Here is a 25,309-nt window from a genome sequence, read left to right on the forward strand (position 1 = left end):
AAGCCTCTGTCTTTACTAAAAACACGGGGATGATCGGCATCGATAGAAGTTCTTTTTAAAACGTGCAAGCCGAGGGAGTTTTGCCCTCGTTAATCAACGAAACAAAAAACATAAATGCCAACTTTTTGGCTAGGGTCAAAAGCGCTTTAGCGCCGCGACTCGCTATGGCGGTTGCTTAAGTCAACCACCCATCGGTCCGCCTGACTCTTCTGGGGCGGATACCGGTGTCATAATTAGAAGATAAGCTCTTCTCTTGCTTATGGAGAACGGCCGACAATCTGATTAAGCTCGAGGATGGGGATTTTGTCGGGTTTTTACTCTATCCTTTAAACACAAACTCGCACTAAGCTTGTAGCATCGTTTTAAAAACACTTTCTAGACGCGGGTTCAATTCCCGCCATCTCCACTTCGACTTAAATATTAAATATGAATTGTAAAAAAATCACACTGCTAGTTATATTGATACTATCTGCTTTAATTATTATTTCAATATTAATAATTTTGGAGAGTGTTTTGTGGTCTAAAACTGAAAATCAGGCAGCGACTGAGATTGGCCAAGTTTCAAATTTATACATTACTAAAAACGAAAAATTTAAATTTTACTACCCTAATAACTGGGAAATAAAAGAAGAGGAATATAATCCGAATTTTCATTCATTCTTCGTGGAAATATGTCCCCCCTTAACCGGAGACCCCGTCAAAGATTTTTCAGCAAACAGATTTGACCCCATTCAAATAAGATTTTCTGATAACCCAGATAATACTCCCATGGGAAAAATCGAGGGCTATAAATCGTATCTCCTATCTCCACAAAGCGGTTATATAAATATCGATGTTGACGGAAGAAACGTAATTTATGTTCCCGATGTGCCGGGGATGTTATCATCTGATTATTACTTAATCCCCCTGGATGGTTATATTGTGGAAATTATACACATGAATGTAAATGAAGACCTAAATCAAAAAGAAAAAGATATAATTCAACAAATTATTTCTACTCTATCCCTATCTTAAGCGTTTAGCCAACTAATTACTAAAAAATAATCGCTAAAAATAACATGCGCAGAATCAGACGAAAACCAAAAGTTATTCAAAAAGCAGAATTAAATTACGAACTTAACGAGCAAATACACGCGCCGGAAGTTAGGGTTATAGATGACACGGCGAGGCACTTGGGAGTAATGCCGCTTGCCAAGGCCTTGGCTTTGGCTAAAGAAAAAGAATCGGACCTCATTAATATCAATCCGTCCAGCGTGCCGCCGACGGTAAAAATAACGGACTTCGGCAAATTTAAATACCAGAAAGAGAAAGAATTTAAAAAACAAAAACAGGCGTCCAAACCCACGGAGATAAAGGGTATCCGTCTTTCTTCCCGTATCGGCAGCCACGATCTGGAAATCCGTATGATTCAGGGTAAAAATTTTTTAGAAAGAGGAGATAAATTAAAAATAGAAATAATTCTTCGCGGCCGAGAAAGACAGCATGCCGATGTGGCCATAGAAACAATACAAAAATTTCTAAACGAACTTTCCAAACAGATAGAAATCAAACTTGAACAACCACCGAAACGTTTAGGCAACCAAGTGACGGCCATAGTTGACAAAAAAAACAAATAAGCTATAATAAGCACTATCAATAACCTACCGTTATTTTTTTATTTATTAAAAATATGAAACAAAAAACCCCGAAAGCAATTTCTAAGAGATTCCGCGTAACCAAGAATAAAAAAGTCATCAAGCGCGCCTGCGGCCAAGACCATTTTAACGCGCGGGAAACCGGCAAAACCACGCGCAATAAAAGAAGTGACGTGTCGGCTTCCGCTCCCCTGACCAAAACCGTAAGAAAATTACTGCCTTATTCATAATTATTTTTTGATATTCTAAAAATATGTCCAGAGTAAAAAGAGGAAAAGCTCATCTTAAAAGAAGAAAAAATTTGCTGAAAAAAGCTAAGGGTTATAAATGGGGGCGAAAAAGCAAAATTAAGCTGGCGACGACCGCCGTTTTAAAAGCCGGCGCTTACGCTTACCGCGACCGCCGCAACAAAAAAAGAGCGGCTCGCTCTTTATGGCAGGTTCAACTCAACGCCACGGCTCGCGAATCAGGATTGTCTTACTCCAAATTAATGGGAGCGTTGAAGAAAAGGGGGGTAGGGCTGGACCGCAAGATTTTAGCCGATTTGGCAAACAACGATCCCGAAGTATTCAAAAAAATAGTGGCTGGAGTAAAATAAAAAATCAGTTAGAAAATAAAAAACTGCTCTCCGATGTTATCGGTGAGCAGTTTTATTTTTTAACTACGGCAGAAACTTCTTTTAGAGATAGTTTTTTATCCAGCGGCAGAGTGCCATTCTTGAAGGCCGACCTTATGTCAGCCAATGCCACTTGCATGGCGCGCATTTTAAAAGTAGCTTTAAAAACTTCCTCGGTCTTTTCTTCAACTGTCCATATGCCGAGAGTTTCAATGTCCCCCTGGGTCTTATCTATCTTGCTTTGGAGTTCACTAATGGCATCGTCTATCATTATGGGGTAAAATCTTTTGTTTTCCTTTTCCATCTCTTCTTTTTTGTTCCAGACCCACTGATAAACTTTAAAAAAATATTCGGGCTCACTGGCTTTTACCGCAATCATATATTGCTTTGACGTGCTCGGCTTTACTTCTTTAAGATTCTCACAAACGGTTGTCTTTGGAATTGAGTCAGGATTAGAAGGAGGGAGTTGACTGCCAGACAACAACAACTCATCGGGTATTTGGTTTAGAGAAGAGACTGGTCTTACGTTTTCCGAAAAAAAATTAGCTGTCGCTTTCTCTTTTTCAAATTCTTCCTTTTCTTCCTCAAACTTCAGCTGTTCATCATACAATTTTTTCTCTTTATCTTCTAGATTCTGCTCCAATTTTTTTAACCGCTCCTCCCATTTACAAAAATAGATAAGCAGTTTTTCCATTTTCTCCCCGAACTCTTTTTCTAAAGCCGCTAGGACGGCTTCAATGCTGACTTCTTCTTTCTTTGCCATCTTAGAAGCCCTCCTTTTAGCTTGTTTTTGTTAATTTAATTGTCAAAAAACTCTATCGTTTTATTTTAGCACAAAATTTTACCCTTGTCAAGATTTCCTTTATATTATATAATAAGAGAAATCGTCAAAATTATACTGGCAATCTTAAGATTAATCTTGGACCCGTGGTGCCTGCCCCGCCGTGACGGGGTCGCGGTTAATCCCGAGTGCTCGGGAACACCGAGAAGATAGAGGGTTCAAGAAATGAAAAGTTGAGAATTAATAGCCCATTCTTGGACCCGTGGTGTAGCGGTTAACATGTCTCCCTGTCACGGAGAAGATCGAGGGTTCGAATCCCTTCGGGTCCGCCAAAAACAACCAACAACTAACAACTGATAACTAACAACTTATGGGCAAAAGCCGAAAGAAGAAAAATCCTAGCATTGGGGCTAAACTGCCGAAATTAAAAAAGAATAGCCGAAGATACAGATAAAAAATTCCCCGATATTTTCGGGGGTTTTTTATTTATCCCAATCTTGTTATAATAAAGTCAACAACAATTTTTCTATGATTAACTTAAATCAACCGCTATATATTCTGCCGTTTGACCATCGTTCCTCTTTTTATAGTTCTCTGCTTGGCCTAAAAAAACCGCTCAACAAAAAAGAAAAAAAATTGGTGGCGGATTACAAAGAAATCGTCTTTGACGGTTTTAAAAAAATTTACCAAGAATATCCAAATAAAAAAAATTTGGGCATACTTATTGATGAAGAATTCGGCGGAAAAATCATCGCCGAATGCCGGAAGAAAAAAATCAATTTCGCCCTAGCCACGGAAAAAAGCGGACAGGAAATTTTTGATTTTGAATACGGCTCAAATTTCAAAAAACACCTCAAAAAAATCAAACCGACTTTTGCCAAGGCGCTGGTGCGCTATAATCCGGCTAATAAAAAAATCAACGCGGAGCAAAGAAAAAAACTTAAAGCCCTACATTCGTTCTGTAAAAAAATAAAACTGCCGCTTATCATAGAGCTCCTTATTGTCCCGACAAAAAATGAACAAACTAAATATAAAAAATCTTTTGACGCTAAAATCCGCCCGCGATTAATCGTCAAAACCATCGGGGAATTTTATCAAAACGGAATCTCGCCGGAAATCTGGAAATTGGAAGCGATGGAAAAAAAATCCGACTGGCCGAAAATAATCCAAACTATCAAACCAAATTCTAAAATAATCGTTCTCGGCCGCGGGGAAAGTTCGGCGAAAGTTAATCGCTGGTTAAAAATCGCCGCTCCGTTTAAAACAAACCTCGGCTTTGCGGTTGGTCGCACGGTATTTTTTAAACCACTGAAAGAATATCGCGACGGTAAGATTAAAAAAGTTAGAGCTATTTCTTTAATCGCCCATAACTTTGGAGAATTAATTAAGTTATGGGAAAAATACTCATAAATTTATTCTAATTTTTTCTAAATCAACTCTATTAAAAAATCCCCGACTATTTCGGGGATTTTTGTTTTTACGAAAATGACTATTCAAATAATTCGTACATTTTTTTAATCGCTTTCTTCTGGGCTCCGCTGCCTTCGGGAGCGCGGTCATAAGCTGTTTGGGCTCCTTCAGCGGTAGCAGCATCTTTAACCTCTTTTAACGAAAGCTTATTCCACTTAACCAGGGCTTTCTTTCCTGCTTCGCTGTCGTTGGGAGCTCTGCAGTAAGCTTCTCGGGCTTCTTCAACGGTAGTAATTTCTTCAACCTTTTTTAACGAAAACTTGTTCCACTTGACCCGGGCTTTCTTTTGTGCTTCGCTGTTGGCGAGAGCTCTGCAGTAAGCTTCTCGGGCTTCTTCAACAGTAGCAGCATCTTTAACCTCTTTTAACGAAAGCTCGTTCCACTTGACCCGGGCTTTCTTTTGTGCTTCGCTGTTGGCGAGAGCTCTGCAGTAAGCTTCTCGGGCTTCTTCAACAGTAGCAGCATCTTTAACCTCTTTTAACGAAAGCTTATTCCACTTAACCAGGGCTTTCTTTCCTGCTTCGCTGTCGTTGGGAGCTCTGTCGTAATAAGCTTTTCGGGCTTCTTCAACGGTAGTAATTTCTTCAACCTTTTTTAACGAAAGCTCGTTCCACTTGGCCAAGGCTTTTTGTGCTTCGCTGTCGTTGGAAACTCTGTAGTAAGCTTCTCGGGCTTCTTCAACGGTAGTAATTTCTTCAATACCAAGCACTTTCTTAATTTCAGCGAGAGGTATCCCGGTCTTTTGGCTCAATCTCTCTGCCTTTTTCACATCAAACCGTTTCATTTTGTTTCCTCCTATGTTTAATTGATTATTATTATTAAAAAGTGCTATAACTATTCAAACTAGTTAGTTAGCAACTATAACACAAACTCTAAAATATGTCAAGCCCAATGGTATATTTATTAATATAAAAGTAGAGACGCGGCAATGCCCCGTCTCTACTGCGATAAAATATAATTTTCAATATAATCTACTCCAACAAATTTGTGCCTGTCATTTCTTTGGCCAAGGGCAAGCCGATTTGGGAAAGCAGAGTCGGCGCCACATCGGAAAGAACACCAATCGGAGAATTGACCGAAAGGTCTTTGCTTTCCGCCGGTAAAATTATTTTCCCTTCGTGTTTACTGCTGACGGTGATAAACGGCACAGGATAGACGCTATGTTCCTTATCCGGCTTTTGGGTTTGTAAATTAACCAATTCCTCGGCATTACCATGGTCGCCGACAATAAACACTATTCCTCCCCTACCCACCGCTTCACTCACCACCCGTTCAACGCATTTGTCCACCGTTTCTATGGCTTTAATCGTTGCCGCTAAATTGCCGGTATGGCCGACCATATCCGGATTAGCATAATTAATCGCGATAAAATCATATTTATCTGCTTTGATGGCTTTAACGAGATTATCGGTCACTTCCACGGCGGACATCTCTGGCTGGGTGTCATAATTCGTTACTGCCGGAGAAGGAATCAAAATTCTTTCTTCGCCGGCAAATTTCTCTTCTTGCAGGCCATTGAGGAAAAAAGTAACGTGGGCATACTTTTCGGTTTCGGCAATGTGCAGCTGCTTTAACTTATGGTCGCTGAAAATCTTAGCCAAAGGATTTTTGATAATTTGCGGCAGAAAAACGACTTCCACGGGCAAACCCTTTTTATATTCCACAAAGGTAACAAAGGTCAGGCCTTTCAAAAATTCTTTTTCAAATTCTTTAAATTCCGGCTCCACAAACGTTTCGGTTAATTGGCGGGCGCGGTCGGCGCGGTAGTTAAAAAATATTACCGCGTCATTTTTATCAATGGTCGCCAAAGGATTATCTTTACGGTCGGTGATAACAACCGGAACAAATTCCTCATCAAAAACTTCATTTTTATAGGACTCTTCAATGGCTTTAAGGGGGTCGTTGATTTTTTTCTCGGCTTCGCCCAAAGCAATGGCCCGGTAGGCCTTTTCAATTCTATCCCAATTGCTGTTTCTATCCATAGCGTAAAAGCGGCCGGAAACAGAAGCCACTTCGGCTTTGACTTTTTTGGCCTGGCCTAAAATTTCCTTCATAAATCCTTTGCCAGAATCTTTGGCGCTGTCGCGGCCATCCAAAAAAGCATGGATAAACACTTTGCCTTTCAATTTATTTTTTTTACAAAAATCCAGAAGTGCGTAAAGATGCCTTTGGTGAGCGTGGACGCCGCCGTTGCCGATTAACCCCAAAAGATGGAGTTTGGAATCGTGCTTTTTAACTTTCTCCACCGCTTTCATTAAATTGGGCTCTTTGAAAAAATCTCCGGATTCAATGGATTTGTCAATGCGCGGCAAACTTTGGTAAAGCAATGCCCCGGAACCGATATTAACATGGCCCACTTCAGAATTGCCCACTTCTCCCCAAGGCAAGCCCACATTAAGGCCCGCAGCCTCAAGCAGCATGGTGGGATAATTTTTAATCAACTTATCTAAAAAGGGCGTCTGGGCCGACCAAACGGCGTTGGTTTTATCAGGCGGAGCAATGCCAAATCCGTCCAAAATCATGAGAACCGCCGGCTTAAACTTCAAACCCATATATATATAAAATTATTTTTTAAACTTGGAAAAAATATCCCCTATCTTTTTGTCGGTCTCTTCCAAATCAGTTACAATTTGTTTCTTCTTATAATCATCCGCTTCTTTTTCATAATTTACCACCAACATATTGCGGTCATAGATAATATTGGTCACCGCCGGCAAAATCTTCATTTTTAAATCAGGGTCTTTGATGTTATGTTCTTTAAAATATTGCTCAATTGATTTTTGCTCTAATTTTGGCATAAGTGATATTTATTTGTCTTTCTTTAATTATACCTGAATTTTGACCAAAAGAAAAAGCCCCAAGCAGTTGCTTGGGGCTTTAAAGCCGAATTAATTAGTTTTCGGCCAGTCATTGATGAGCGTTTGGAGAGCGTCAAGGGGTTTTTCGAGCTTAAACTTATTTCTTTTAAGTCCTAGCCCTTTTGCCCGAGGTGGCGAGATAATAAGCCACCACTGGCCGGCTCCATCGGGAGCTAACATACAAGGCCCCTTGATTTTTTCCTGAATCTCTTCCTTCATTTGGCGAATTTTTGTTGCCTCGGAAATTTCTTTCTTTCCCGCTTTTTTCTTCTTGCCCTTACTCTCCGGCGAGCGCTCAAGTTCTACTGTCATTCGTTTTACCTCCGTTTTTGGTTAAAACATTTTTCAAGAGACACAAAAAACATCCTACTACAAACCCTAAAATATGTCAATTATTATTACTGAAAACCATTAAAATCCCTTCAAAATCGGCTATTGAATAGTTTTAATGCCTATTAAATTAACGTTTCCCGAAATGCCCATGTGCTCGCCGCTTAAAATCATAATCTTATCTCCCTTTTTCATCTGGCGATTCTTTTTCAAATATCCAATGGCTTTAACCGTGAATTCTTCTAAACTGCGGCATTTTGGTAAGACAAAAGGAATTACGCTATAAGATAAATTCAGTTGCCTCATTACCCTCTCGGAATTTGTGGCGACAAAAATCGGAAGTTCAGAACGATGGCGCGCCAAAAGCCGCGCGGTATTGCCGGTCAGCGACGCGGCTAAAATTAATTTAATATCCAAGGTGTGCGATAAAATCGCGGCAACGTTGCTTAGAGCTTCACTTACCGTATTATCTTCTTTTCCTTTTGATTCATATTCCAACAAATCATCATACTGCGAGTCCTCGGTTTCACCGGCTATTTTAGACATCATCCGTACCGCTTCCACCGGATATTTGCCCATCGCCGATTCGCCGGAAAGCATAATGGCATCAGTGTGGTCGATAACGGCGTTAGCCACGTCCGACACTTCGGCGCGAGTCGGCCGCGGATTGCGCATCATGGAATCCAGCATCTGGGTGGCGACAATCACGGGCTTGGCGGCCTGCAAACATTTTTTGATAATCATTTTTTGGAGCAAGGGCACGTCCTCGGCCGGCGTTTCAATTCCTAAATCGCCGCGCGCTATCATTACCGCGTCAGCCGCGGCGATTATTTCATTTATATTTCTAATCGCCTCGTGTTTTTCTATTTTTACCACTATTTTAAGCGGCGGCTGATTTTTTATTTTTAATTCCTTTTCATATTTTTCTATCAAACGGCGCAGGGCGAAAATATCCTTGGCAGTTTTGACAAAAGACAAGGCAATAAAATCCACGCCCGTCTTCACGCCGAACCGAGCGTCGGCGGCGTCTTTTTTAGTAATCGCCGGAATTGATAAACTGGCGTTGGGCAAATTAATTCCTTTGTGAGAAATTAAAGTGCCGCCGACAATGACTTCGCAAAAGATGTCCTGCCCGCTGACTTTTAACACTTTCAATTCTAAGAGGCCGTCATCTAAAAGTAATGTCGTTCCGGGACGGACGTCCCGATGAAGTAATTTGTAATCAACCGGAATTTTATTTTTTAAATTAGCTGAATTTAGATTGGTCGTCAAAACCACTTTTGAGCCCCTTCTCAAGATTACGCCCTTTTTAGGCAATCCGCCCACGCGGATTTTCGGGCCCTGTAAATCCTGGAGTGTGGCAATCGGCTGATTTAATTTTTTGGCCACTGTCCGGATATTTTTAATAAGCTGGGCGTGATTTTTATAAGTGCCGTGGGAAAAATTCAAACGCGCGACGTTCATCCCCGCTTTGACCATTTTTTCCAGAATTTGTATTTTTTCCGAGGCCGGACCGATGGTGCAGACAATCTTGGTGCGCTTCATATTTATTAATTATAAATTGATTTTTTTGGCGTATTGGCCAAGAAACGGCAATTCCCAAGATTCGCCGGTTAAAGCTTTAATCAGGCCAACAAGAGAGAAGATAACTAAAATAAAACTGCCGAAAATCGCGATAAGCCAGCCCAAAAAAGGAATCCAGCCCACCATCACTAAAAAAACCCAAGCCACAAAAAGCACCATACCTTGCTTGCCGTGAAATTGGCAAAACGGGCTGTCTTTTTTGGCTAAAAGCGGAATCAAAAATAAAATCCAAATATAGCCGATGGCGGCTAATACCTTATTGTCTTCAATGTCTTTGTTAATTGGCTGATTATCCATAAATTTTGTTATTATTTATCTATTTTTTAAATTATATCATATTTAAAAATAAAAAACCACGGATTAGAAATAACCCGTGGTTAAGGGTAAGGTAATTTTAGTTAACGAAAGAAACGACTTTACCCCTCTTCTTCATAGCTATTTAGCCACTTTTGGAATTCTGGAGAATTGGTGTCATCAGAAGAATTTCCCTCTTGCAGGTTTTTTTGCCATTTTCCATACGATTCCACCATCTCTCTTTTTGTTTCGATAGAAAGGGGTTTAAGAATATCTTCGGAATTAGTATTGCAAGCACAGCCTTTAATTTTTTTAAACCTTTCTTCTACCTCCGCATCGGTTAATTTTCCCGCCATCTTAGTTCCTCCTATATTTGGGTTAAAATGAACTATTTTTCTATTTTTAGTATATCCCTTTGATAAATCAACGTCAACATCCTGCGGCTTGCCAGCGCTCGCCAATTCCCTTATAATAAAGTGGCTAATTAATAAATCAATTTTATGGATGTATTTTTGTGGATTATTGCCATTATCGTCTTTATCATCCTCGTTTCCCTGCGCCAAATCAACCAATACCAACGGGGAGTTAAATTCCTTATGGGCAGATACCAGCGGACGGAAAATCCCGGCTGGCGCATCGTGATTCCGATTTTTCAGCAGATGAAGAAAGTTGATATGCGCGTTAAAGCCGTGGATGTGCCCAATCAGGAAGCTATTACTAAAGACAATGTTTCCTGCCAAATCAACGCCGTTATTTATTACAAGGTCTCCGATGCCGCCAAAGCCATTATTGAAGTGGAAAATTTTTACTACGCCGTATCGCAATTGGCGCAAACCACCATGAGAAATGTGGTGGGTGAAGTTGACCTTGACGAACTATTGTCGCAAAGAGAAAAAATCTCCCAGCGAATCAAGGAAATTGTTGATATGGCCTCCGACCCTTGGGGAATCAAAGTTGATAACGTGGAGCTAAAAGATATTTTGCTGCCGGAAGACATGAAACGCACCATCGCCAAACAGGCCGAGGCCGAGCGCGAAAAACGCGCGGTCATCATCAAGGCCGAAGGAGAAGTTCTTGCCGCTGAAAATATGTCCAAGGCCGCCAATATACTTTCTTCCGCCAATGGCGCCCTGCATTTGCGCACGCTCCAATCCATTAACGACATCAGCTCTGACCAATCCAATACCGTGGTCTTTGCCGTGCCGCTGGAAATTTTAAGGGCTTTTGAAAAAATGGGTAAAAAAGAATAGTTTTCTCCGATTAAAATAAAAATAGGCGAGGTCGCACGACCTCGCCTATTTTTTTTATTCTAAATTCTAGATTCCTAATTTTACATCATCCCCATTCCTCCGCCCATGCCGCCCATATGGTCATGCTCGCCTTCTTTCTTCGGCAAATCAGTGACCACGGCTTCGGTGGTGAGGAACATCATAGCGGCTGACGCGGCATTTTCTAAAGCTGAACGAACTACCTTTGTCGGATCAATAATCCCCGCGCTTACCATATCTGGAAAACTATCATTTCTGGCGTCATATCCAATATTATTATTTTTGTTTTTTATCTGTTCATTTATAATATTAAATAATATTAGGGAACCGTCTTTACCTGCGTTATGAGCAATTTGTTTTATGGGTTCCAAAACAGCTTTATTTACAATCTGTTCTGCTGCCATAATACCTTGAACATCACTTTTAGGACCTTTTGCTCCAGCTAATTGAGCAAGAACATTGGCTGCTACTGCTAAAGCTATCCCTCCTCCGGGAACAACGCCCTCTTCAATCGCCGCCCTAGTTGCATTCAAAGCATCTTCTATGCGGGCCTTTTTTTCTTTCATTTCGGTCTCGGTAGCAGCGCCAACTTTAAGGACAGCAACACCGCCGGCAAGTTTTGCTAAACGCTCTTGTAATTTTCCTTTATCAAAATCGCTGTCAGTATTAGCTAATTCTTTTTTGATAAGTTCAACGCGTCCGTCAATAGCCGATTTTTCACCAATGCCTTCAATAATAATCGTGTCTTCTTTGGAAGAAATAACTTTCCTCGCTTGCCCCAAATCGGCAACTTCTGCTTTATCAAGTTTCAAACCAACTTCTTCAGCAATTACTTTTCCGCCGGTCACCACGGCAATATCTTCTAGCGTGGCCTTGCGCCTATCGCCAAATCCCGGGGCTTTAACAGCTAAAACGTTAAAAGTGCCACGCAATTTGTTGACTACAAAAGTAGCCAAGGCCTCGCCCTCAATATCATCGGCGATAATTACTAAATTCTTTTTGCCCATATGAGCCAACTTTTCCAGCAAGGGCAGAATCTCTTGCAAAGAAGAAATTTTTTTGTCGGTAATTAAAATATACGGGTCTTCAAATTCAGCGGTCATTTTCTCGGTATTGGTAATCATATAAGGAGAAACATACCCTTTATCAAATTGCATGCCTTTGGTAATTTCTTTCTCCACGCCAAAGGACTGGCCCTCTTCAACGGTAATAACGCCGTTTTCACCGACTTCTTCCATGGCTTCGGCAATAAGTTCGCCGATTTGTTTATCGTTGGCCGAAATGGCAGCGACCTGAGCTTTTTCTTCTTTAGAGGAAATGTCACTTTTGTGTTTTTTAAGCTCTTCAATAATAGCTTTAACTTTGCTTTCAATACCATTCCTGATTTCTACCGGTCCGACACCAGCTGCAACAAACTTTAAACCTTCAGCAATCATGGCCTGCGCTAAAATTGTAGCTGTAGTAGTGCCATCGCCGGCAACATCATTAGTTTTGGAAGCAACCTCTCTAATAAGTTCTGCCCCTAAATTCTCAAATTTATCCTCTAGTTCTATTTCTTTAGCCACAGTCACGCCGTCCTTTGTAATAGTTGGGGTACCAAAACCTCTATCAATAACAACGTTACGTCCCTTAGGACCCAAGGTCACTTTTACGGTATCAGCAAGTTTGTCCACGCCTCTCTTGAGGGCCATTCTTGCTTTCTCATTAAATAAAATTTGCTTAGCCATAGATATTTTAAATTATTTTTAACTACTAAATTTAGTAAAGATATATTTTTTATTAATTTTAAATTCGCTTCTTGTTCGCTTTTAATTCATTTAACATTCGCAATCATTATTCTATTACCGCTAAAATATCGCTTTCAGCGAGAATTAAAAAAGTTTCTTTCTCAATTTTCACTTCGTCCGGAGAATACTTCTTAAACATTACCTTATCACCAACTTTAACCTGTAGCGGCGCGCGGTTGCCGTTATCCAATAATTTACCGGGGCCGACAGCGATAATCTCGCCCTTTTCCGGTTTTTCCTTTTCCACGGTGTCTGGCAAAACAATCCCGCTCTTGGTGGTCTCCTCCTCGTTTAGAGGTTTAACGATTAAGTGGTCATTTAATGGTTTTAACTTCATATTTTTTAACTCCCTTGCCCCCTCACCACGGCGAGATAGGCAAATTATTTATTTTAAACTATTATGGTGTATCTTTTGGCACTCTGCCAATAGGAGTGCTAATTTATAACCGGTTCATACATTCTATAAGATATCGGCGGGCTTGTCAATACCCATATTACCCCTTTAAATCCCCGACGGTTTGTTCAATAAAAAAAACCGCTCCGAAATAATATCGGAACGGTTGTAGATAAAAATTGATTAGCAATAATTTCGCCAATCAGCTTCCTTCCCAAATAAAGAACTTTCTGCTTGCTCCACGGTGCCGGAAAAATTTTCCGGATCACCATCCATTTCGGAAAGCATCGGCTTCCTTAAATTTAATCCGCCGATAAATAAGGGCGTGGAAGTATCATCCAGGGCGGCCTCGAGAACAGCATTAGAAACCCTTGCCCTCTTCCTCCTTTCAAAGAGCTTTTTTTGCTCTTCATAGAATTTTTGAAACGGAACCGTTTCCCCGCTGGCCAAGACCACCTTGTCATTGACCAAGTGTTTTTGCAAGGTCTTCTCGGCTGCTTGAGAATCCTTAAAAAAACTGCTGACTTCCGCAATCTCCCGGTCGATCCGCTGGTTCATCTAAACCTCCTTTAAATTGTTTGTGGATTATTTTAAGGATAACAAATTAAAATAAAGTTGTCAATACCTAAACTAAATCGGAAATATCTCGGCCGGCGGGTTTTAAAATTTTTCTCTTTTCATTGATGATTTTTTTGGCGCTCCGGTACCAAAGACCTAAAATCAACCACCAAAGCATTATGCCAAAATGGAGCGTCCAAACATAGTGGTCAAAAAAACTGACTTTAAGCAATGTCCATAAAGCAATGGAATAAACAATCGCCCAATAGCTTTGACAAATCAACCGCCAATTTAAAAATACCGTCCAAAAAATATAAAGAAGCAACAGCCCGAAAGATACCGCTCCTAAAATTCCGAGTTCCGCCATTATCAAAATATACAAATTGTGTACCGGCTGATAATCCCAGGATTGCCGCGCCGAATCTATTTCTCTGTAAATCGCCAAAGTATAATTATTAATTCCTACGCCAGTCAAAAAATGATTCTGAATAAGCTTACCCGCTTCATCAACATACTCAATCCTTTCCTCGTTGGATAAAATTTCCAGCCGCGTGCCACCAAAAATTCTTGTTTTCACTAAATCCGAATAAATTCCGGAAAGCAAGGCAAAGACCAGCCCGGATAATAATACTAATTTAAAAATGCGCCAATGGTGTTTGGTTAATTTAACGGAAATGGCTTCGGCGATGAGTAAAAACAAAAAAGAACTGGCCAGCACCGTCCAACCGCCGCGGGAAAAACTAAAAAATAATCCAAAAAGTATCACGCAAAACGCTATGAGGCGAAAATAGGTGTTGCCTTGGCCGCTTTTTAAAATCTGGTCTCTTTTGTAAAGTAAGAGCCCGGTCAAAATCACGAGGGATACCACTAAAAATCCGGCTAGAATGTTAGGATGCGGCAAACTGCCGTAAGCCCGCAAAAATCTGCCCGTGACGCTTTCCACCACAAAATCCCCAAGCTGCCAAGGATAATGCACGGCCATGCCCAGCCACTTGTTGCCGAAAACTCCCTGCAATAAAAACTGATGAATGCCAAGCAAGCTCTGAATAACGGCCGCGCCCACGAGAGCCAGACTGATGAATCTCATTTTTATGGGAAATCGCGCCACTAACCATAAAAGGCCAATACCCTCCGACACTTTTGCCCAGCCATAAATCGCTAAATTGCGGTCTTTGGCCCAAAAAATAGAAATAAAAATGGCCAGCGCGAAAAAAGCCACCAGCCACCAAAAAACATTTAAATTAAATTTATACTCCGGCCGGTGGAACTTTTGAAACCAAAGAATCAGCCCCGCCAACAGCAAAAAACCGAGGAGTATATCCGTGGCGTACAAGCTCATTGAGCCGTATTCCCAAAAATTGCCATTGAGTTCGCCGACGCGCCAAATCCAACGCGTCTGCCAAGGCAATAAAAAGGCAAAAAGGTAAAGTCCCCATTCTATTATTTTTTCTAAAACTTTATTCATAAAACCGAGAAAAAATTTTCTCAAATTTCAAGGCAAATTCCGCGCGCCGGTCATCGCTGTGAAATTTTAACATCTTATTGCTGATGATTACCCGCGTATCTTGGGCGCCGGAAATTTCCTTAAGCCGATTGGGCATTATTTTGAATTGATACTTTCTAAAAATCGGCTCTAAAATCTTATTGCCTCCAAAAAACTCAACTATATTTTTGAGCCATCGCCCGGTCGGCGGTAAAGCGCGGCGCGGATTATTCTCTAAAAAAATACCATTGGGTAAATACTCGCGCAACCAGCCGTTATCCTGAAAAAACTTTTCAAAAACTTTATCTTCTTGATAAAGCGGCGAGATTTTATTAAGCCAATAAATCAAATAGATGTCTCCGAACCATTTATTCTTCAAAAGCGGCGAGGTAATCGTCTCCAAATTAAGGTTATCGGCCGTGGCGAAAAAACTCAAACAAAGCGTGTCGCGAGTTTTGCCCGCCCGCGGGCGTCCGCCAAAAAACTTGGAAAGAATAACTGACCAAAATCGCGCTGACCAAATCTTACCCGCCGCCGCGATGATAAAAAAATCAATATCACTCTCCTCCGGTGAATTGCTGTAAGCCAAAGTGTTGCAGACAGCCACGCCGCGCACGCCCGGCGCGAACCGCAGCCAGCGGGAAAATTTTTTGGCTTTTTTAAATTTACGCTCGGCTATAAGATAGCGCTCCCGCCGCCGGGAAACATTCCCCGCCCGATTGGCTAAATAAAAAAATCCCTCACGGGATTCCAAAATTCCTTTTTCTTTTAATCGGGACAATGCCTCCTCGGTTTGGTTTAAAGAAATCCCCTGTCCAAAAGAAAACTCCCAAACTTCCATTAAAGTTAAGGGGTAATCAAAAATATCAAAATAAACAAGAGGAATTAAAATAGACTTTGTTGCATCGTCTATCTTATTCTGCATACCTAGTAGTACAACTTTAAATTAATTAGTAAATAAATAATCTCTAAATCTTTTAGATAAAGACTGTCTTTCGCCCGTAGTTTTAAAATATTGTTCAAGGTTGTACTACTGGGCATACTAATTTTTACTTTGGATAATATTCGGTCTTTCAATAACCGCTTCTGGCGCCTTGGTGGGATATTTCTCATCCGCTTCTTTCAACGCCGCATCATCAACAATCATTTTGTTTTGAGAAAAAGAAATAACCTGATTACGGCTAATAACCAAACGGCGTTTAATCCGTCCCCGTAAAATAGAAATGTCTTTCACGAAATAATTAATGACGCTCTGCGAATCCGTATCAACCTCTAAACCCGCTATCTTGCCCAAAAAAATTCCGGATTTGGTCTCTACCGCGAGTTTAAATAAATCTTTGTGATTCATCGGACGCATAAAATATCAAAAAATATTAAACGGTTTCTGCTGTGTTTTTGTCGTCATTTTTCAAAAAATATAACTGCTGCAGAGCCGTGAGCAGGGTGGTTATAAACCAATAGAGAGTGAGGCCCGCCGGCAAACTGGCGCCGATAAAAACCGTAAAAATCGGCATAAAATAAGTCATCTGTTTATTCATGATGGCTGACATATCCTCGTCTTTCGCCCCGGCTTCCTTGCGGACCGCGGCGGGCGGACGCTTAGCCATCATCATTTTGGTTTGCCAAAACTGCGCCAACCCAGCCAGTACGGCCAAATAAATGTTGGACTGGGCTAAATTGATAAAACCAAAAGAAATAGTGTTAATATGTTCCGGATTAGCCACGAACGAATAAAGCAAATTAAAATTATTGGAAGCAAGTCCGCTTCTAAAAACCTGATAAACCGCCAATAAAAACGGCAATTGGATAAGCAACGGCAAACAAGAGGAAAAAGGATTAACTTTTTCTTGTTTATAAAGTTCCATCATGGCCTGCGCCATTTTGTCCTTTTGGTCTTTATATTTTTTCTTTAACTCTTCAATCTTCGGCTGTAAGGACTGCAGGGATTTCTGCGATTTAATGGACTGCAAAGAAAAGGGAAATAAAATTAATTTAATGACGATGGTCAGAGCGATAATCGCCAAGCCCACATCGTGGCCGGGGATAATATTGTAAAAAAATACCAGCAGATTAAATAACGGTTGATATAATATGGTATTGTATAACGCCATCATAATTTCCCTTTTTTATTTTTTACTCTTGGACTTAGTGGTTTTCTTTTTCTTCTTCACTTCCTTTTTTTCTTTTTTATCCTCGGCTTTGGCGGGTTGTTCTACGCTCTCTTTTTCTAAAACTTCAGCTGGGGTTTTATTTTCCTCCGGCTTTAGTCCTCCTTCGGATTCTATTTTTTCCACTGTTCCGTCTTCTTTGGCTTCGGCAATATCAAGTTTAAAGCCGGTCAATTTGGCGGCTAACCGCACATTCTGCCCGCCCCGGCCGATAGCCAAGGATAATTGGTCGGACTTTACCATCACTACCGCGGTTTTATTGGCTTCGTTAATTTCCACGGAGATAATTTTCGCCGGGGAAAGCGCGTTGGAAATGAATTTTTTAATATCCTCGTCCCATTCAATAATATCAATTTTCTCCCCGCCGAGTTCGGAAATAATAGTCTGAATTCTTGTCCCGCGCTGGCCGACACAGGAACCAATGGGGTCAATATTTTCATCTTTGGACGCCACCGCTATCTTGGTGCGAGAACCGGCTTCGCGGGCAATGGCTTTAATTTCTATGGAACCATTGTCAACTTCCGGAATCTCTATCTCAAACATTTTTTTGACGATTTCCGGATGAGCGCGCGAAATTAAAATCTCCGGACCCTTGGTAGTCATAGCCACGGAACTGACATAGAATTTAAAACGGGAACCGGGGAAATAGCGTTCGCTCTGAATCTGACCATCCGGCAACATCACGGCAGTTGTTCTCCCTAAATCAACTAGCACGATTTTACCCTCTCTTCTTTGAACAGTGCCGGTGATAATGGTATTCTCTTTGGACTTGAATTCGTCAAAAACCGTCTGACGCTCCACTTCTCTTAATTTTTGAGTGATAACCTGCTTGGCGGTCTGCGCGGCCATACGGCCAAACTCGCCCGGAACTTCTAAATCCATTACCAACTCCTCGCCGATTTTTATTCCTTTTTTAATTTTTTTGGCCTCATCAATGCCTATCTGTGTTTTGGGATTAAATCTTTTAATCTCTTCCTTCTCTTCTCCTTCTGCCGGAGCGGCGATTTCCTTAGTTGTTTCTTTCACTTCTTCCTCGCTTATCTCTTCAATTAATTCTTCCTCCGGCGGATTTTCCACCACCTCTTTAACATCAAAAACCTTGATGCCGCCGGTTTTGGCGTCAAATTCCACTTTTATATTCTGCAACCTGTTTCCGAAGTCCTTGCGATAAGCGGCGGCCAGAGCCGATTCAATGGTTTCAATCACCGCTTCCATGGGGATGCCTTTTTCGTCGGAAATTTGTTTGATAGCGCTGTATATTGGCGAACTCATAAATTTTGCCTTAATTTTTTAAAAAACTAGTCCACGCACAGGAACTAGTCTCTAAAAAGAGTATAGCACAGGAGTAAAAAATTGGCAAACCCGCCAGTGCCAAAAACTTGACAAAATATCCCGTTTGTACTATAATATAGGGTTAAAAAGAACGTTGAAAACAATAACAAAACCGGCTTCTTTTAGAAAGAAAGGGAGGTGGCAAAATGGAAGAAGAAGAAAAAAACAAAAAATGTTGCCACACAGAAGGAAAGCGTTCCAAAATAAAAGAACTGTGGGAAGCAATAAAACAAAGCTTCTGGAACGCGGATAACTGGTTATTTTGGCTAAATACCCTCTGGGCTTTCGCTCTGCTGACAATGTGTTACATTGTTTACTTTGCCCCCGATTTCAGTAAGATACCACCAAACATGCTTGTAATCTACTACTCCCTACTTATACTATACACAAGCAATAAAGAACTCGTCGGCTGGACTTCGTCAACTGGCGAAGCAAAACTCAAACCGGGAGAATTCTTTATAGGAATTTGGATCTTAACTGCCTTCATAATGCTCATCGGGCAATTTGCGACCAATGAGATGCTGATTATGCCGGAAGAAATTCTAACCATCCTTGGATGGGTAGGAACCATCTTTTTCGGGCGAGAAGCTTCAAAGCGATTGCGTAAATGGAGGGGCGATGTAAAAGCAGAAAAAATAGCCAGCAAAAAGGACAGCTAAAAACTGTCCTTTTTTATTTAAATATCTTCCAAATGTTTTATCTCCGTGTTGTTTCCTATCCGCAAGATGCTAATGACGTCAAATCGGAATTCGCCTTCCAAATTATTTTCTTTTAAATAACAATCAGCCAAATACTCAATCTTTTTTCTTTTCTCCTCGTTCACCGCTTCTTCCGGCCAGCCATAATTATTGCTGGCGCGAGTTTTAACTTCTACAAAGAAAATTTTTTCTTTGCCAAAGAAGCCGTCTCTCTTGGAAGCGATAATATCTATCTCCCCCCAGCGGTTGCGGTAATTACGCGCCAAAATTTTATATTTCTTTTCTTCCAGAAATTTAACCGCCAAATCCTCTCCCCAATTTCCTAAATCTTTGTTGGACATTATTTTTTCTTCTTCGGCAGATATTTTTCAAAATGTTCCCGCTCCGCCTGTTCTTTTTCTTTAAGCGGAATTTTTACCACCGCGTAGCGGATAATAAAAATAAGCCAAACGATAAGTCCGATAAGCCAGAGTAAAAACCACAAGCGCATTCCTAAAACCGGCACGCCTTCATAAGCGAAAAATAAATAAACGAGCCCTAAAATGCCCAGCCAGCCGAGCATGTTAGAAATCTTTCTCCAGATAATTTTTTTAATACGGCCGGCCCACCGGAAATCGGAAAACTTTTTAATTATTACCGAGCCGGCCATAAAAACTAAAAATATCACCACTAGGGCGATTAAAGAACTTTTTAAAAGCGGCCCGGGGTGAGTGTTAAACCAAATCTCATAATTAAGTAAATTCGATAAATTCATACTATTTTTTCTTAAATACTAAAGCAAAATGAAATTTACCGGCGGCGAACTCTTCTGTCAACTGAAGCCCCAACTTAACAGCCAGTTTTTTCACTTCTTCGGCGGGTACTCTAAATTCCACCGGCGGTCCGAAAGAAGGTATTTGCGTCATTTTCCAATCAACAATCAGAAGATTGCCCTCGGGCTTAATCATTCTGGCGGCCTCTCTTAGAAATTCTTCTTTTTTTTGCGATTGAAATAAATTATTGATAATCAGCCCGATATCCAAACTTTTATCGGGAATTTTGGTCGCGCCGTAAACTTCCAGGTCGGACCAAACCGTTTCCACGTTTGTGAGGCCCTCTAATTTGGCGCGGCTGGATACCCCTTCCAAAGCGGATTTAAGAATATCCACGGCATAGGCCACTCCTTCTTTGCCGACTAAATGCGCCGCCGGAATGACAAAATGTCCGGCCGTGCCGCAACCGAAATCCGCCACCTTCTTACCCTGCGCGATGCCAGCTTTGTTTAATACCTGGCGGGAATCAAGCAAAGCGCTGCCGCCAGTAACTGTTTTTATGTCTATCATATGTTTGAATTAATAATAAACTACCTGACAAAAATCCAAACCAAAATATCCTGCACCGTGCCGGTCATATAAAGAAGCGAGAGGAGGATAATCGCCAAGCCGATAAGTTTCCAAAACAATCTTGTGCCGCCTTCGGCGCCGAGTTTTATTTCCGCCCAGTCAATCCGGCCAAAATTCTGAAGCAGCCATTCGCTTTTCAAAACCAGCAAAGCGCCGATAATCACACCGATTAAAGTTATGAGATAAACCATAATTTCCAAATAATCATTAAAGCTCCGATAACCAGCAAATAATAGGCAAAGATATTTAACCTACACCGGGCAAAAAATCGCAACACCGCGCGGACGGCCCAAAGTGAGCTGATAAGTGAAGCTAAAAATCCGGCCGCATAAAAAGGCCAAATACTAAAAATATCATATCTTAAACTCTGGTCATTTAGCAAGTCAGTTAATTGAAAAACGGCGGCGCCGAAAATCGCCGGCAGGGCCATCAAAAAAGAAAAGCGCGCAGCAACGGAACGCTCCACGCCGGAAAATAAGCCGCCGCAGATAACCGAACCGCTGCGGGAAATTCCGGGCAAAATTCCCGCGACTTGGAACAACCCCATCGCTAAAATATCTTTAAAACGGATTGTCTTGATATTTTTCTGCTTCGGCCATCTTTCCGCCGCCAGGAATAAAAATCCCGTAGCGACAAATAATACTCCCACGACAAATGTCTCGCGGATATTGTTTTCTATCCAATCTTTAAATAAAATACCGACCACGCCCGCGGGGACGGAAGCTAAAAATAATTTTAAAAGTAAGGAATTTTTCCATTCCCGCCAGTTTACCAATTCTTTAAACATTTGGACAATTTCTTTTCTAAAATAAAAAACCAAGGCGACCAACGTGCCTAAATGTAAAAAAATATCAAAAGCCCCGAGAGTCGCGGCGGGGAAACCAAAAATATTTTCTAAAATCACCAAATGGCCGGAGGAGGAAATCGGCAAAAACTCCGTAATCCCCTGAATGACCCCAAAAATAACACCCCTGATTAAAAAATATGCTAAAATTGTCATACTTTAATGATATCAAAAATTACTCAAACAAAAAAGCGGGTTCAGCACCCGCTCCCAAATGCCGAAATTTATCATGCGACTATTTCCTCTAAAAATTCATTTACATAATCCATCGGCGCGTCGTTTAAAAGCACCGCGTCAAAGACGTTTTTGTATAATTCCAAATTCTCCCCTATGTTCTCATTTAAAAATCCTATTCTAAATAAATTTTTATAATCAAAACCTTCTATCATGCCGATGTCATCGGCGCTATCTCCCAGCAAGATAACGTTTTTTCTGTTTTTAACGGCCGCATAAGCTTCCGGAAAATCCTGAATAGCTGTCTTATCTTTATTAAGCGTATGAATAATGGGTTCTTTCACACTCACGACTTGGCCTTTTTCATCCCAAATAAATGAATTGGAAATGATATAGATATTGTCGTAGAGCTTGCCGTATTTTTTTAAATAAATTTCAATGCCGTCACCGCCAAGGCCGCTGGCGGACATAATAACCAGAGGAATATTATAGTGATGTAAAAAATCAAAAAATGCCAAGGCCTGGCCGCGGAGTTCTAATTCCGGAGATTCCATGGCTCTCTCTATATCGCGTTTATTTAACCTCGATTCTACAATTAACTTAAAATGCGTTCGCCACCATTCTTCCATGGCTTGTTTTTTGACTTCGTGAGGAATAGCGGGGTCAATCTCAATGGCGTGATATTTATTAAAAAGAGCGTGGGCTTTCTCCGCGTAATCCGGAGTTAAATATCCGCCATTACGCAAAATAGACACTAATGACGGAACTTTCTTGCCGCCCACAAAGGCCTTGAGCAAAGTTCTGTCAAAATCTGATAAAACATGTAAATTTTTATGTCCGCCGGCGACTATTGCCTTTCTTATTTCATTTAACGCCATTGGATTTTTAATCGCGATAGTTTGATTCATATTAAAAATTTAATTCTAGTGGACGACATAGGATTCGAACCTATGACCTTCTCGGTGTAAACGAGACGCTCCCCGCCTGCCATCGCCTACCTTGCCCTTTCATTGCCGGTGGGTTCAAGAGGAGTCGAACCTCTGACCTCTTCGGTGTAAACGAAGCGCTCTAACCAACTGAGCTATGAACCCTGAAATTTGTTTAACCTTAATAACAAACTTAAATAATTAAGTATGGCGGCGGGCAAGTAACCAACTGAGCTAGTCGTCCTCTTCCTCTCCCTAGGACTCTCGGGGCAAGGGATTTAACCTTAAATCCCTCTTTTATTCTCCCTTTTACAAAGGGAAAGGGGATTTAATAATTATTATAAAAAATCACTTTAATTTTTAAATTCTAATTTTTCCTGTCTGGTGCCCCCAGTAGGAATCGAACCCACATCACAAGCTCCGGAAGCTCGTGTTCTATCCGTTGAACTATGAGGGCGAAAACTATAGAGATATGGGTTAATAGTAAACAATTATTGATTTTTTTTCAAGGGAAATAAAAAACCTCGCAATTAAAATTACGAGGTCAAATCTTGTGTGTTTGTGATAAAAAATTAATAGAAAAAAGTGGTATTACCTGAACCCCCACCTTGACGGATTCTCTAAACCGGGGAAGCGGCTGCAAAGTAAATCCCTTTTTATAGTAAAAAAGATGGAACCCAAAAATCCTATGATAGAAGAGGCTATGAAGGTAATTATGTCTACCCTCGCCCCGAAAAATAGGATAGCACATCCCGATAAAAGAGGACCCCCAAAAAAACCCGCAATCAAAAAAACATATGCTCGAGAATGATACTGCCACACTTTTTTACAAGCCTCGGCCCTATCTATATGGTCTACGCCCACTATTCTCCGCATTATGGGCCCAGCGTTTCTGATGCACATAATTACCCCCTCCGTTAAATAACACAGGGCTAAAAGCGGTAAGATAAGTGGAAGAGAAATGATAGTGACCACCCAAGAAGATACTATGCCGTCAAAAATTTTTTCTATCTCTTTTGTTTCAAAGGACATGTCTACCTCTCTTGTTTTAAATTTAAAAATAAACCTGTTTGAGTTGATTGTCTTATTTTACATTATTCATAATAAAATGTCAACCCTCGGTCAAATTATTTAACCCTTAGCTGGTCATGTTTAAAATTGACTCCAAAACAACCGGCAACTCGGTTATGCCGTCGCCTCCCTCTCCCGGACCCGTGAAATGTCCCTTATGTTTTTCAATTACTATTTCTGAACCGAGCTTGTCACGAAAATCGTCCTGATTATCAGCGGACACATACTGGTCATTATCAGAAAAAATAGCCACACTTTTGGGTAAGTGAGTTTTTGCTTTTGCCAAATCCAGCGGGGCTTCAAGCCAATGTTTGGCAGTTTCACGCACATCTTCTTCGTCTTCAAGATTCGTGAGTCGTTTAAAAAATCCTGCCACAAAAACCGCCCCGCCAACTTTTACTCCAGCGGGAAGGGATTCTAAATAGCGGGCGATTGCCTGACAACCCATACTATGGCCCACGAGATAGGTATTCTCGTCAACGGGACCAACGGTTTCCGCGATTTTCTGAACCCATTTTTGAATTCTTGGGCTTTCTGCGTCAGGAAGCTGCGGGACAAAAACTTTGAATCCTTTTTCTTCTAATTCTTTCTCCAGCCACGGGAACCACCCTTCCTCGGGATAGCCGTCCCAGCCGTGGATTATAAAAATTCTTTTATTCATAAAATTACTTCTTAATAATATTCACTAATAAATTTTAACAAATTTTAACGCGGCTGACAAATAAAAAAGAGCCGATTCGCAATGCGAATGGCTCTTATTGAGTAGAGCGAAAAAGTACCTACGGCTCAAATGACGAGCTGATTGACGAGCTGATTACGGTATTTTTCGAGTTGGCGGCGCCATATTTGAATAATTTTTGGCTGGGCCAGCTTAGTAACAAATAACTCCTCGCCGGCTTGTTGATGTTGAGGATTGGGCACGGGATCAAAAACTTCCTCAGTACTGCCGAGTTGCTCAACTATTTCATTATTGCCCACGAGTTTAGTAAAAATATCGGCGAGACTACGGATGCCACTAAGACCAAGATTGGCCCAAGTGACCACAATGTCTCCATTACTTGCGGCCAGTTCTCTGGCAATAGCCGGAGCATCTTTGTCGCTCTCAACCAGTATTTTAAACATCCGGAAGTGTGGGAGTGAGTCCGAGGGTGAAACATATGGTCCGTGAGCTTGCGGCCAGAAGACGATGCCGCGTCTTGGACCGCTGACCTCAAATTCGATGTTTAGAGAAACGCGAAGATCAAATTTATCTCCATCGTCCTCAAGTAGTAGAAAATTCCAGTAGTTGCTGACTATCTCTCCTGGAATCTCTTTCTGGGGATTTTCATCCACCAAAGTAAAAATTTTATTGCGACAGTCCAAACGCGCTTGCGGCGTGATTCCTTGTTTTGCTAAAACGGCCAGCAAATTGTCGCTCAGCACATACTCTTTGATTGACTTGAAGCCGGCTTCCGGAACGTTCTCGTCTTCAAGCTTTAAGCCCTTATATGCAGCGGTTTTAGTGAGAAGATCGGACAGAGTAAAAGTGTCCACGCCCGGAGACAAAGTTAGTTTTTTTTCCATATTTCTACACCTCCTTACAGTGTGTTTTCAGGGTACAAATTAAGTCAAACACCAGTTTGACCTTCCTTTGGCGTAAATTACACTAAATCAAATA

Annotated in this window: 32 protein-coding genes, 4 tRNA genes and 1 other RNA gene; 9 read left to right on the plus strand and 28 right to left on the minus strand. The window is 41.1% G+C overall.

Annotated elements, in window-relative coordinates; translation table 11 throughout:
• Nucleotides 1-25: 25 nt before the first annotated feature.
• From ssrA to rplT, 5 genes are all read left to right on the plus strand, one after another.
• Nucleotides 26-409, plus strand: a transfer-messenger RNA (tmRNA) gene (gene ssrA / locus PHG22_03120).
• A gap of 17 nt (nucleotides 410-426) precedes the next feature.
• On the plus strand, nucleotides 427-1,014 hold the full coding sequence (locus PHG22_03125) for a PsbP-related protein (GenBank protein MDD5490763.1): 588 nt from the start codon (nucleotides 427-429) through the stop codon (nucleotides 1,012-1,014).
• A gap of 44 nt (nucleotides 1,015-1,058) precedes the next feature.
• Complete coding sequence (infC, locus tag PHG22_03130; GenBank protein MDD5490764.1) at nucleotides 1,059-1,616, plus strand: translation initiation factor IF-3; 558 nt, start codon at nucleotides 1,059-1,061, stop codon at nucleotides 1,614-1,616.
• A 53-nt stretch (nucleotides 1,617-1,669) separates the two neighbouring features.
• Entirely contained in the window at nucleotides 1,670-1,864 is a 195-nt protein-coding gene (locus PHG22_03135; GenBank protein ID MDD5490765.1) for a 50S ribosomal protein L35, read from the plus strand.
• Nucleotides 1,865-1,887: 23 nt separating this feature from the next.
• Nucleotides 1,888-2,232, plus strand: a complete 345-nt coding sequence (gene rplT / locus PHG22_03140; protein MDD5490766.1) for a 50S ribosomal protein L20 — start codon at nucleotides 1,888-1,890, stop codon at nucleotides 2,230-2,232.
• Between the two features lie 52 nt (nucleotides 2,233-2,284).
• Here rplT and PHG22_03145 read toward each other — a convergent pair whose 3' ends face one another.
• On the minus strand, nucleotides 2,285-3,013 hold the full coding sequence (locus PHG22_03145) for a hypothetical protein (protein MDD5490767.1): 729 nt from the start codon (nucleotides 3,011-3,013) through the stop codon (nucleotides 2,285-2,287).
• 274 nt (nucleotides 3,014-3,287) lie between these two features.
• Between PHG22_03145 and PHG22_03150 the strand changes: the two genes are divergently transcribed.
• Both PHG22_03150 and PHG22_03155 read left to right on the plus strand, forming a co-directional pair.
• Nucleotides 3,288-3,363 (plus strand) — tRNA-Asp (locus PHG22_03150).
• Between the two features lie 196 nt (nucleotides 3,364-3,559).
• Nucleotides 3,560-4,441, plus strand: coding sequence for a DUF2090 domain-containing protein (locus tag PHG22_03155; GenBank protein MDD5490768.1), 882 nt, complete (start codon nucleotides 3,560-3,562; stop codon nucleotides 4,439-4,441).
• Between the two features lie 79 nt (nucleotides 4,442-4,520).
• Here the strand turns inward: PHG22_03155 and PHG22_03160 are convergent, their stop codons facing one another.
• From PHG22_03160 to PHG22_03190, 7 genes are all read right to left on the minus strand, one after another.
• Nucleotides 4,521-5,285, minus strand: a complete 765-nt coding sequence (locus tag PHG22_03160; GenBank protein MDD5490769.1) for a hypothetical protein — start codon at nucleotides 5,283-5,285, stop codon at nucleotides 4,521-4,523.
• 187 nt (nucleotides 5,286-5,472) lie between these two features.
• Entirely contained in the window at nucleotides 5,473-7,047 is a 1,575-nt protein-coding gene (gene gpmI / locus PHG22_03165) for a 2,3-bisphosphoglycerate-independent phosphoglycerate mutase (GenBank protein MDD5490770.1), read from the minus strand.
• 18 nt (nucleotides 7,048-7,065) lie between these two features.
• On the minus strand, nucleotides 7,066-7,299 hold the full coding sequence (locus PHG22_03170; GenBank protein MDD5490771.1) for a hypothetical protein: 234 nt from the start codon (nucleotides 7,297-7,299) through the stop codon (nucleotides 7,066-7,068).
• 90 nt (nucleotides 7,300-7,389) lie between these two features.
• Entirely contained in the window at nucleotides 7,390-7,671 is a 282-nt protein-coding gene (locus PHG22_03175; protein MDD5490772.1) for a hypothetical protein, read from the minus strand.
• A 120-nt stretch (nucleotides 7,672-7,791) separates the two neighbouring features.
• A complete protein-coding gene (gene pyk / locus PHG22_03180; protein MDD5490773.1) occupies nucleotides 7,792-9,234 on the minus strand; it encodes a pyruvate kinase in 1,443 nt (480 codons plus the stop codon).
• Nucleotides 9,235-9,243: 9 nt separating this feature from the next.
• The gene (locus PHG22_03185) at nucleotides 9,244-9,570 is read right to left on the minus strand and encodes a DUF4870 domain-containing protein (protein ID MDD5490774.1); all 327 of its coding nucleotides are present in this window, start codon (nucleotides 9,568-9,570) and stop codon (nucleotides 9,244-9,246) included.
• 119 nt (nucleotides 9,571-9,689) lie between these two features.
• Nucleotides 9,690-10,145 carry a hypothetical protein gene (locus PHG22_03190; protein MDD5490775.1) on the minus strand — a complete coding sequence of 152 codons (456 nt, stop codon included), beginning with the start codon at nucleotides 10,143-10,145 and terminating at the stop codon, nucleotides 9,690-9,692.
• Nucleotides 10,146-10,163: 18 nt separating this feature from the next.
• On the opposite strand from PHG22_03190, the gene PHG22_03195 reads away from it, so the two are divergent.
• Complete coding sequence (locus tag PHG22_03195) at nucleotides 10,164-10,817, plus strand: slipin family protein (protein MDD5490776.1); 654 nt, start codon at nucleotides 10,164-10,166, stop codon at nucleotides 10,815-10,817.
• Nucleotides 10,818-10,897: 80 nt separating this feature from the next.
• Here PHG22_03195 and groL read toward each other — a convergent pair whose 3' ends face one another.
• From groL to nusA, 8 genes are all read right to left on the minus strand, one after another.
• Entirely contained in the window at nucleotides 10,898-12,562 is a 1,665-nt protein-coding gene (groL, locus tag PHG22_03200) for a chaperonin GroEL (GenBank protein ID MDD5490777.1), read from the minus strand.
• A 106-nt stretch (nucleotides 12,563-12,668) separates the two neighbouring features.
• Nucleotides 12,669-12,959 (minus strand): co-chaperone GroES, encoded by a 291-nt coding sequence (locus PHG22_03205; protein ID MDD5490778.1) that lies wholly within the window; start codon nucleotides 12,957-12,959, stop codon nucleotides 12,669-12,671.
• 240 nt (nucleotides 12,960-13,199) lie between these two features.
• The gene (locus PHG22_03210; protein MDD5490779.1) at nucleotides 13,200-13,574 is read right to left on the minus strand and encodes a hypothetical protein; all 375 of its coding nucleotides are present in this window, start codon (nucleotides 13,572-13,574) and stop codon (nucleotides 13,200-13,202) included.
• A gap of 67 nt (nucleotides 13,575-13,641) precedes the next feature.
• On the minus strand, nucleotides 13,642-15,039 hold the full coding sequence (locus tag PHG22_03215; GenBank protein MDD5490780.1) for an O-antigen ligase family protein: 1,398 nt from the start codon (nucleotides 15,037-15,039) through the stop codon (nucleotides 13,642-13,644).
• Complete coding sequence (locus PHG22_03220) at nucleotides 15,032-15,982, minus strand: hypothetical protein (protein MDD5490781.1); 951 nt, start codon at nucleotides 15,980-15,982, stop codon at nucleotides 15,032-15,034. Before PHG22_03220 ends, PHG22_03215 begins: the two co-directional genes overlap by 8 nt.
• A gap of 117 nt (nucleotides 15,983-16,099) precedes the next feature.
• Nucleotides 16,100-16,405, minus strand: a complete 306-nt coding sequence (locus PHG22_03225; protein ID MDD5490782.1) for a hypothetical protein — start codon at nucleotides 16,403-16,405, stop codon at nucleotides 16,100-16,102.
• A gap of 25 nt (nucleotides 16,406-16,430) precedes the next feature.
• Nucleotides 16,431-17,171: a YidC/Oxa1 family membrane protein insertase gene (locus PHG22_03230; GenBank protein ID MDD5490783.1), complete on the minus strand. Its 741-nt coding sequence runs from the start codon at nucleotides 17,169-17,171 to the stop codon at nucleotides 16,431-16,433.
• A gap of 12 nt (nucleotides 17,172-17,183) precedes the next feature.
• Nucleotides 17,184-18,497: a transcription termination factor NusA gene (gene nusA, locus PHG22_03235; protein ID MDD5490784.1), complete on the minus strand. Its 1,314-nt coding sequence runs from the start codon at nucleotides 18,495-18,497 to the stop codon at nucleotides 17,184-17,186.
• A gap of 206 nt (nucleotides 18,498-18,703) precedes the next feature.
• Between nusA and PHG22_03240 the strand changes: the two genes are divergently transcribed.
• Nucleotides 18,704-19,216: a hypothetical protein gene (locus PHG22_03240; protein ID MDD5490785.1), complete on the plus strand. Its 513-nt coding sequence runs from the start codon at nucleotides 18,704-18,706 to the stop codon at nucleotides 19,214-19,216.
• Nucleotides 19,217-19,233: 17 nt separating this feature from the next.
• Here PHG22_03240 and PHG22_03245 read toward each other — a convergent pair whose 3' ends face one another.
• The 12 genes from PHG22_03245 to PHG22_03300 form a co-directional block, all read right to left on the minus strand.
• Nucleotides 19,234-19,596 (minus strand): YraN family protein, encoded by a 363-nt coding sequence (locus PHG22_03245; protein ID MDD5490786.1) that lies wholly within the window; start codon nucleotides 19,594-19,596, stop codon nucleotides 19,234-19,236.
• On the minus strand, nucleotides 19,596-20,009 hold the full coding sequence (locus PHG22_03250) for a hypothetical protein (protein MDD5490787.1): 414 nt from the start codon (nucleotides 20,007-20,009) through the stop codon (nucleotides 19,596-19,598). Before PHG22_03250 ends, PHG22_03245 begins: the two co-directional genes overlap by 1 nt.
• Before the next feature lies 1 nt (nucleotide 20,010).
• Nucleotides 20,011-20,577: a methyltransferase domain-containing protein gene (locus tag PHG22_03255; GenBank protein ID MDD5490788.1), complete on the minus strand. Its 567-nt coding sequence runs from the start codon at nucleotides 20,575-20,577 to the stop codon at nucleotides 20,011-20,013.
• A gap of 20 nt (nucleotides 20,578-20,597) precedes the next feature.
• Nucleotides 20,598-20,828: a hypothetical protein gene (locus tag PHG22_03260; GenBank protein ID MDD5490789.1), complete on the minus strand. Its 231-nt coding sequence runs from the start codon at nucleotides 20,826-20,828 to the stop codon at nucleotides 20,598-20,600.
• Nucleotides 20,813-21,637, minus strand: coding sequence for an undecaprenyl-diphosphate phosphatase (locus PHG22_03265; protein MDD5490790.1), 825 nt, complete (start codon nucleotides 21,635-21,637; stop codon nucleotides 20,813-20,815). Before PHG22_03265 ends, PHG22_03260 begins: the two co-directional genes overlap by 16 nt.
• Nucleotides 21,638-21,708: 71 nt before the next feature.
• The gene (locus tag PHG22_03270) at nucleotides 21,709-22,563 is read right to left on the minus strand and encodes a hypothetical protein (protein ID MDD5490791.1); all 855 of its coding nucleotides are present in this window, start codon (nucleotides 22,561-22,563) and stop codon (nucleotides 21,709-21,711) included.
• A 19-nt stretch (nucleotides 22,564-22,582) separates the two neighbouring features.
• Nucleotides 22,583-22,648: transfer RNA gene (locus tag PHG22_03275), tRNA-Val, on the minus strand.
• 24 nt (nucleotides 22,649-22,672) lie between these two features.
• A tRNA-Val gene (locus tag PHG22_03280) sits at nucleotides 22,673-22,746 on the minus strand.
• Between the two features lie 217 nt (nucleotides 22,747-22,963).
• Nucleotides 22,964-23,038 (minus strand) — tRNA-Arg (locus PHG22_03285).
• A gap of 134 nt (nucleotides 23,039-23,172) precedes the next feature.
• Nucleotides 23,173-23,613 (minus strand): hypothetical protein, encoded by a 441-nt coding sequence (locus PHG22_03290; protein MDD5490792.1) that lies wholly within the window; start codon nucleotides 23,611-23,613, stop codon nucleotides 23,173-23,175.
• 106 nt (nucleotides 23,614-23,719) lie between these two features.
• The gene (locus PHG22_03295) at nucleotides 23,720-24,313 is read right to left on the minus strand and encodes an alpha/beta fold hydrolase (protein ID MDD5490793.1); all 594 of its coding nucleotides are present in this window, start codon (nucleotides 24,311-24,313) and stop codon (nucleotides 23,720-23,722) included.
• 125 nt (nucleotides 24,314-24,438) lie between these two features.
• Nucleotides 24,439-25,215, minus strand: coding sequence for a hypothetical protein (locus tag PHG22_03300; GenBank protein ID MDD5490794.1), 777 nt, complete (start codon nucleotides 25,213-25,215; stop codon nucleotides 24,439-24,441).
• Nucleotides 25,216-25,309: the final 94 nt, after the last annotated feature.

The sequence above is a fragment of the Patescibacteria group bacterium genome, from assembly GCA_028716045.1.
In the GTDB taxonomy this organism is placed as follows: domain Bacteria; phylum Patescibacteriota; class Patescibacteriia; order JAQUQO01; family JAQUQO01; genus JAQUQO01.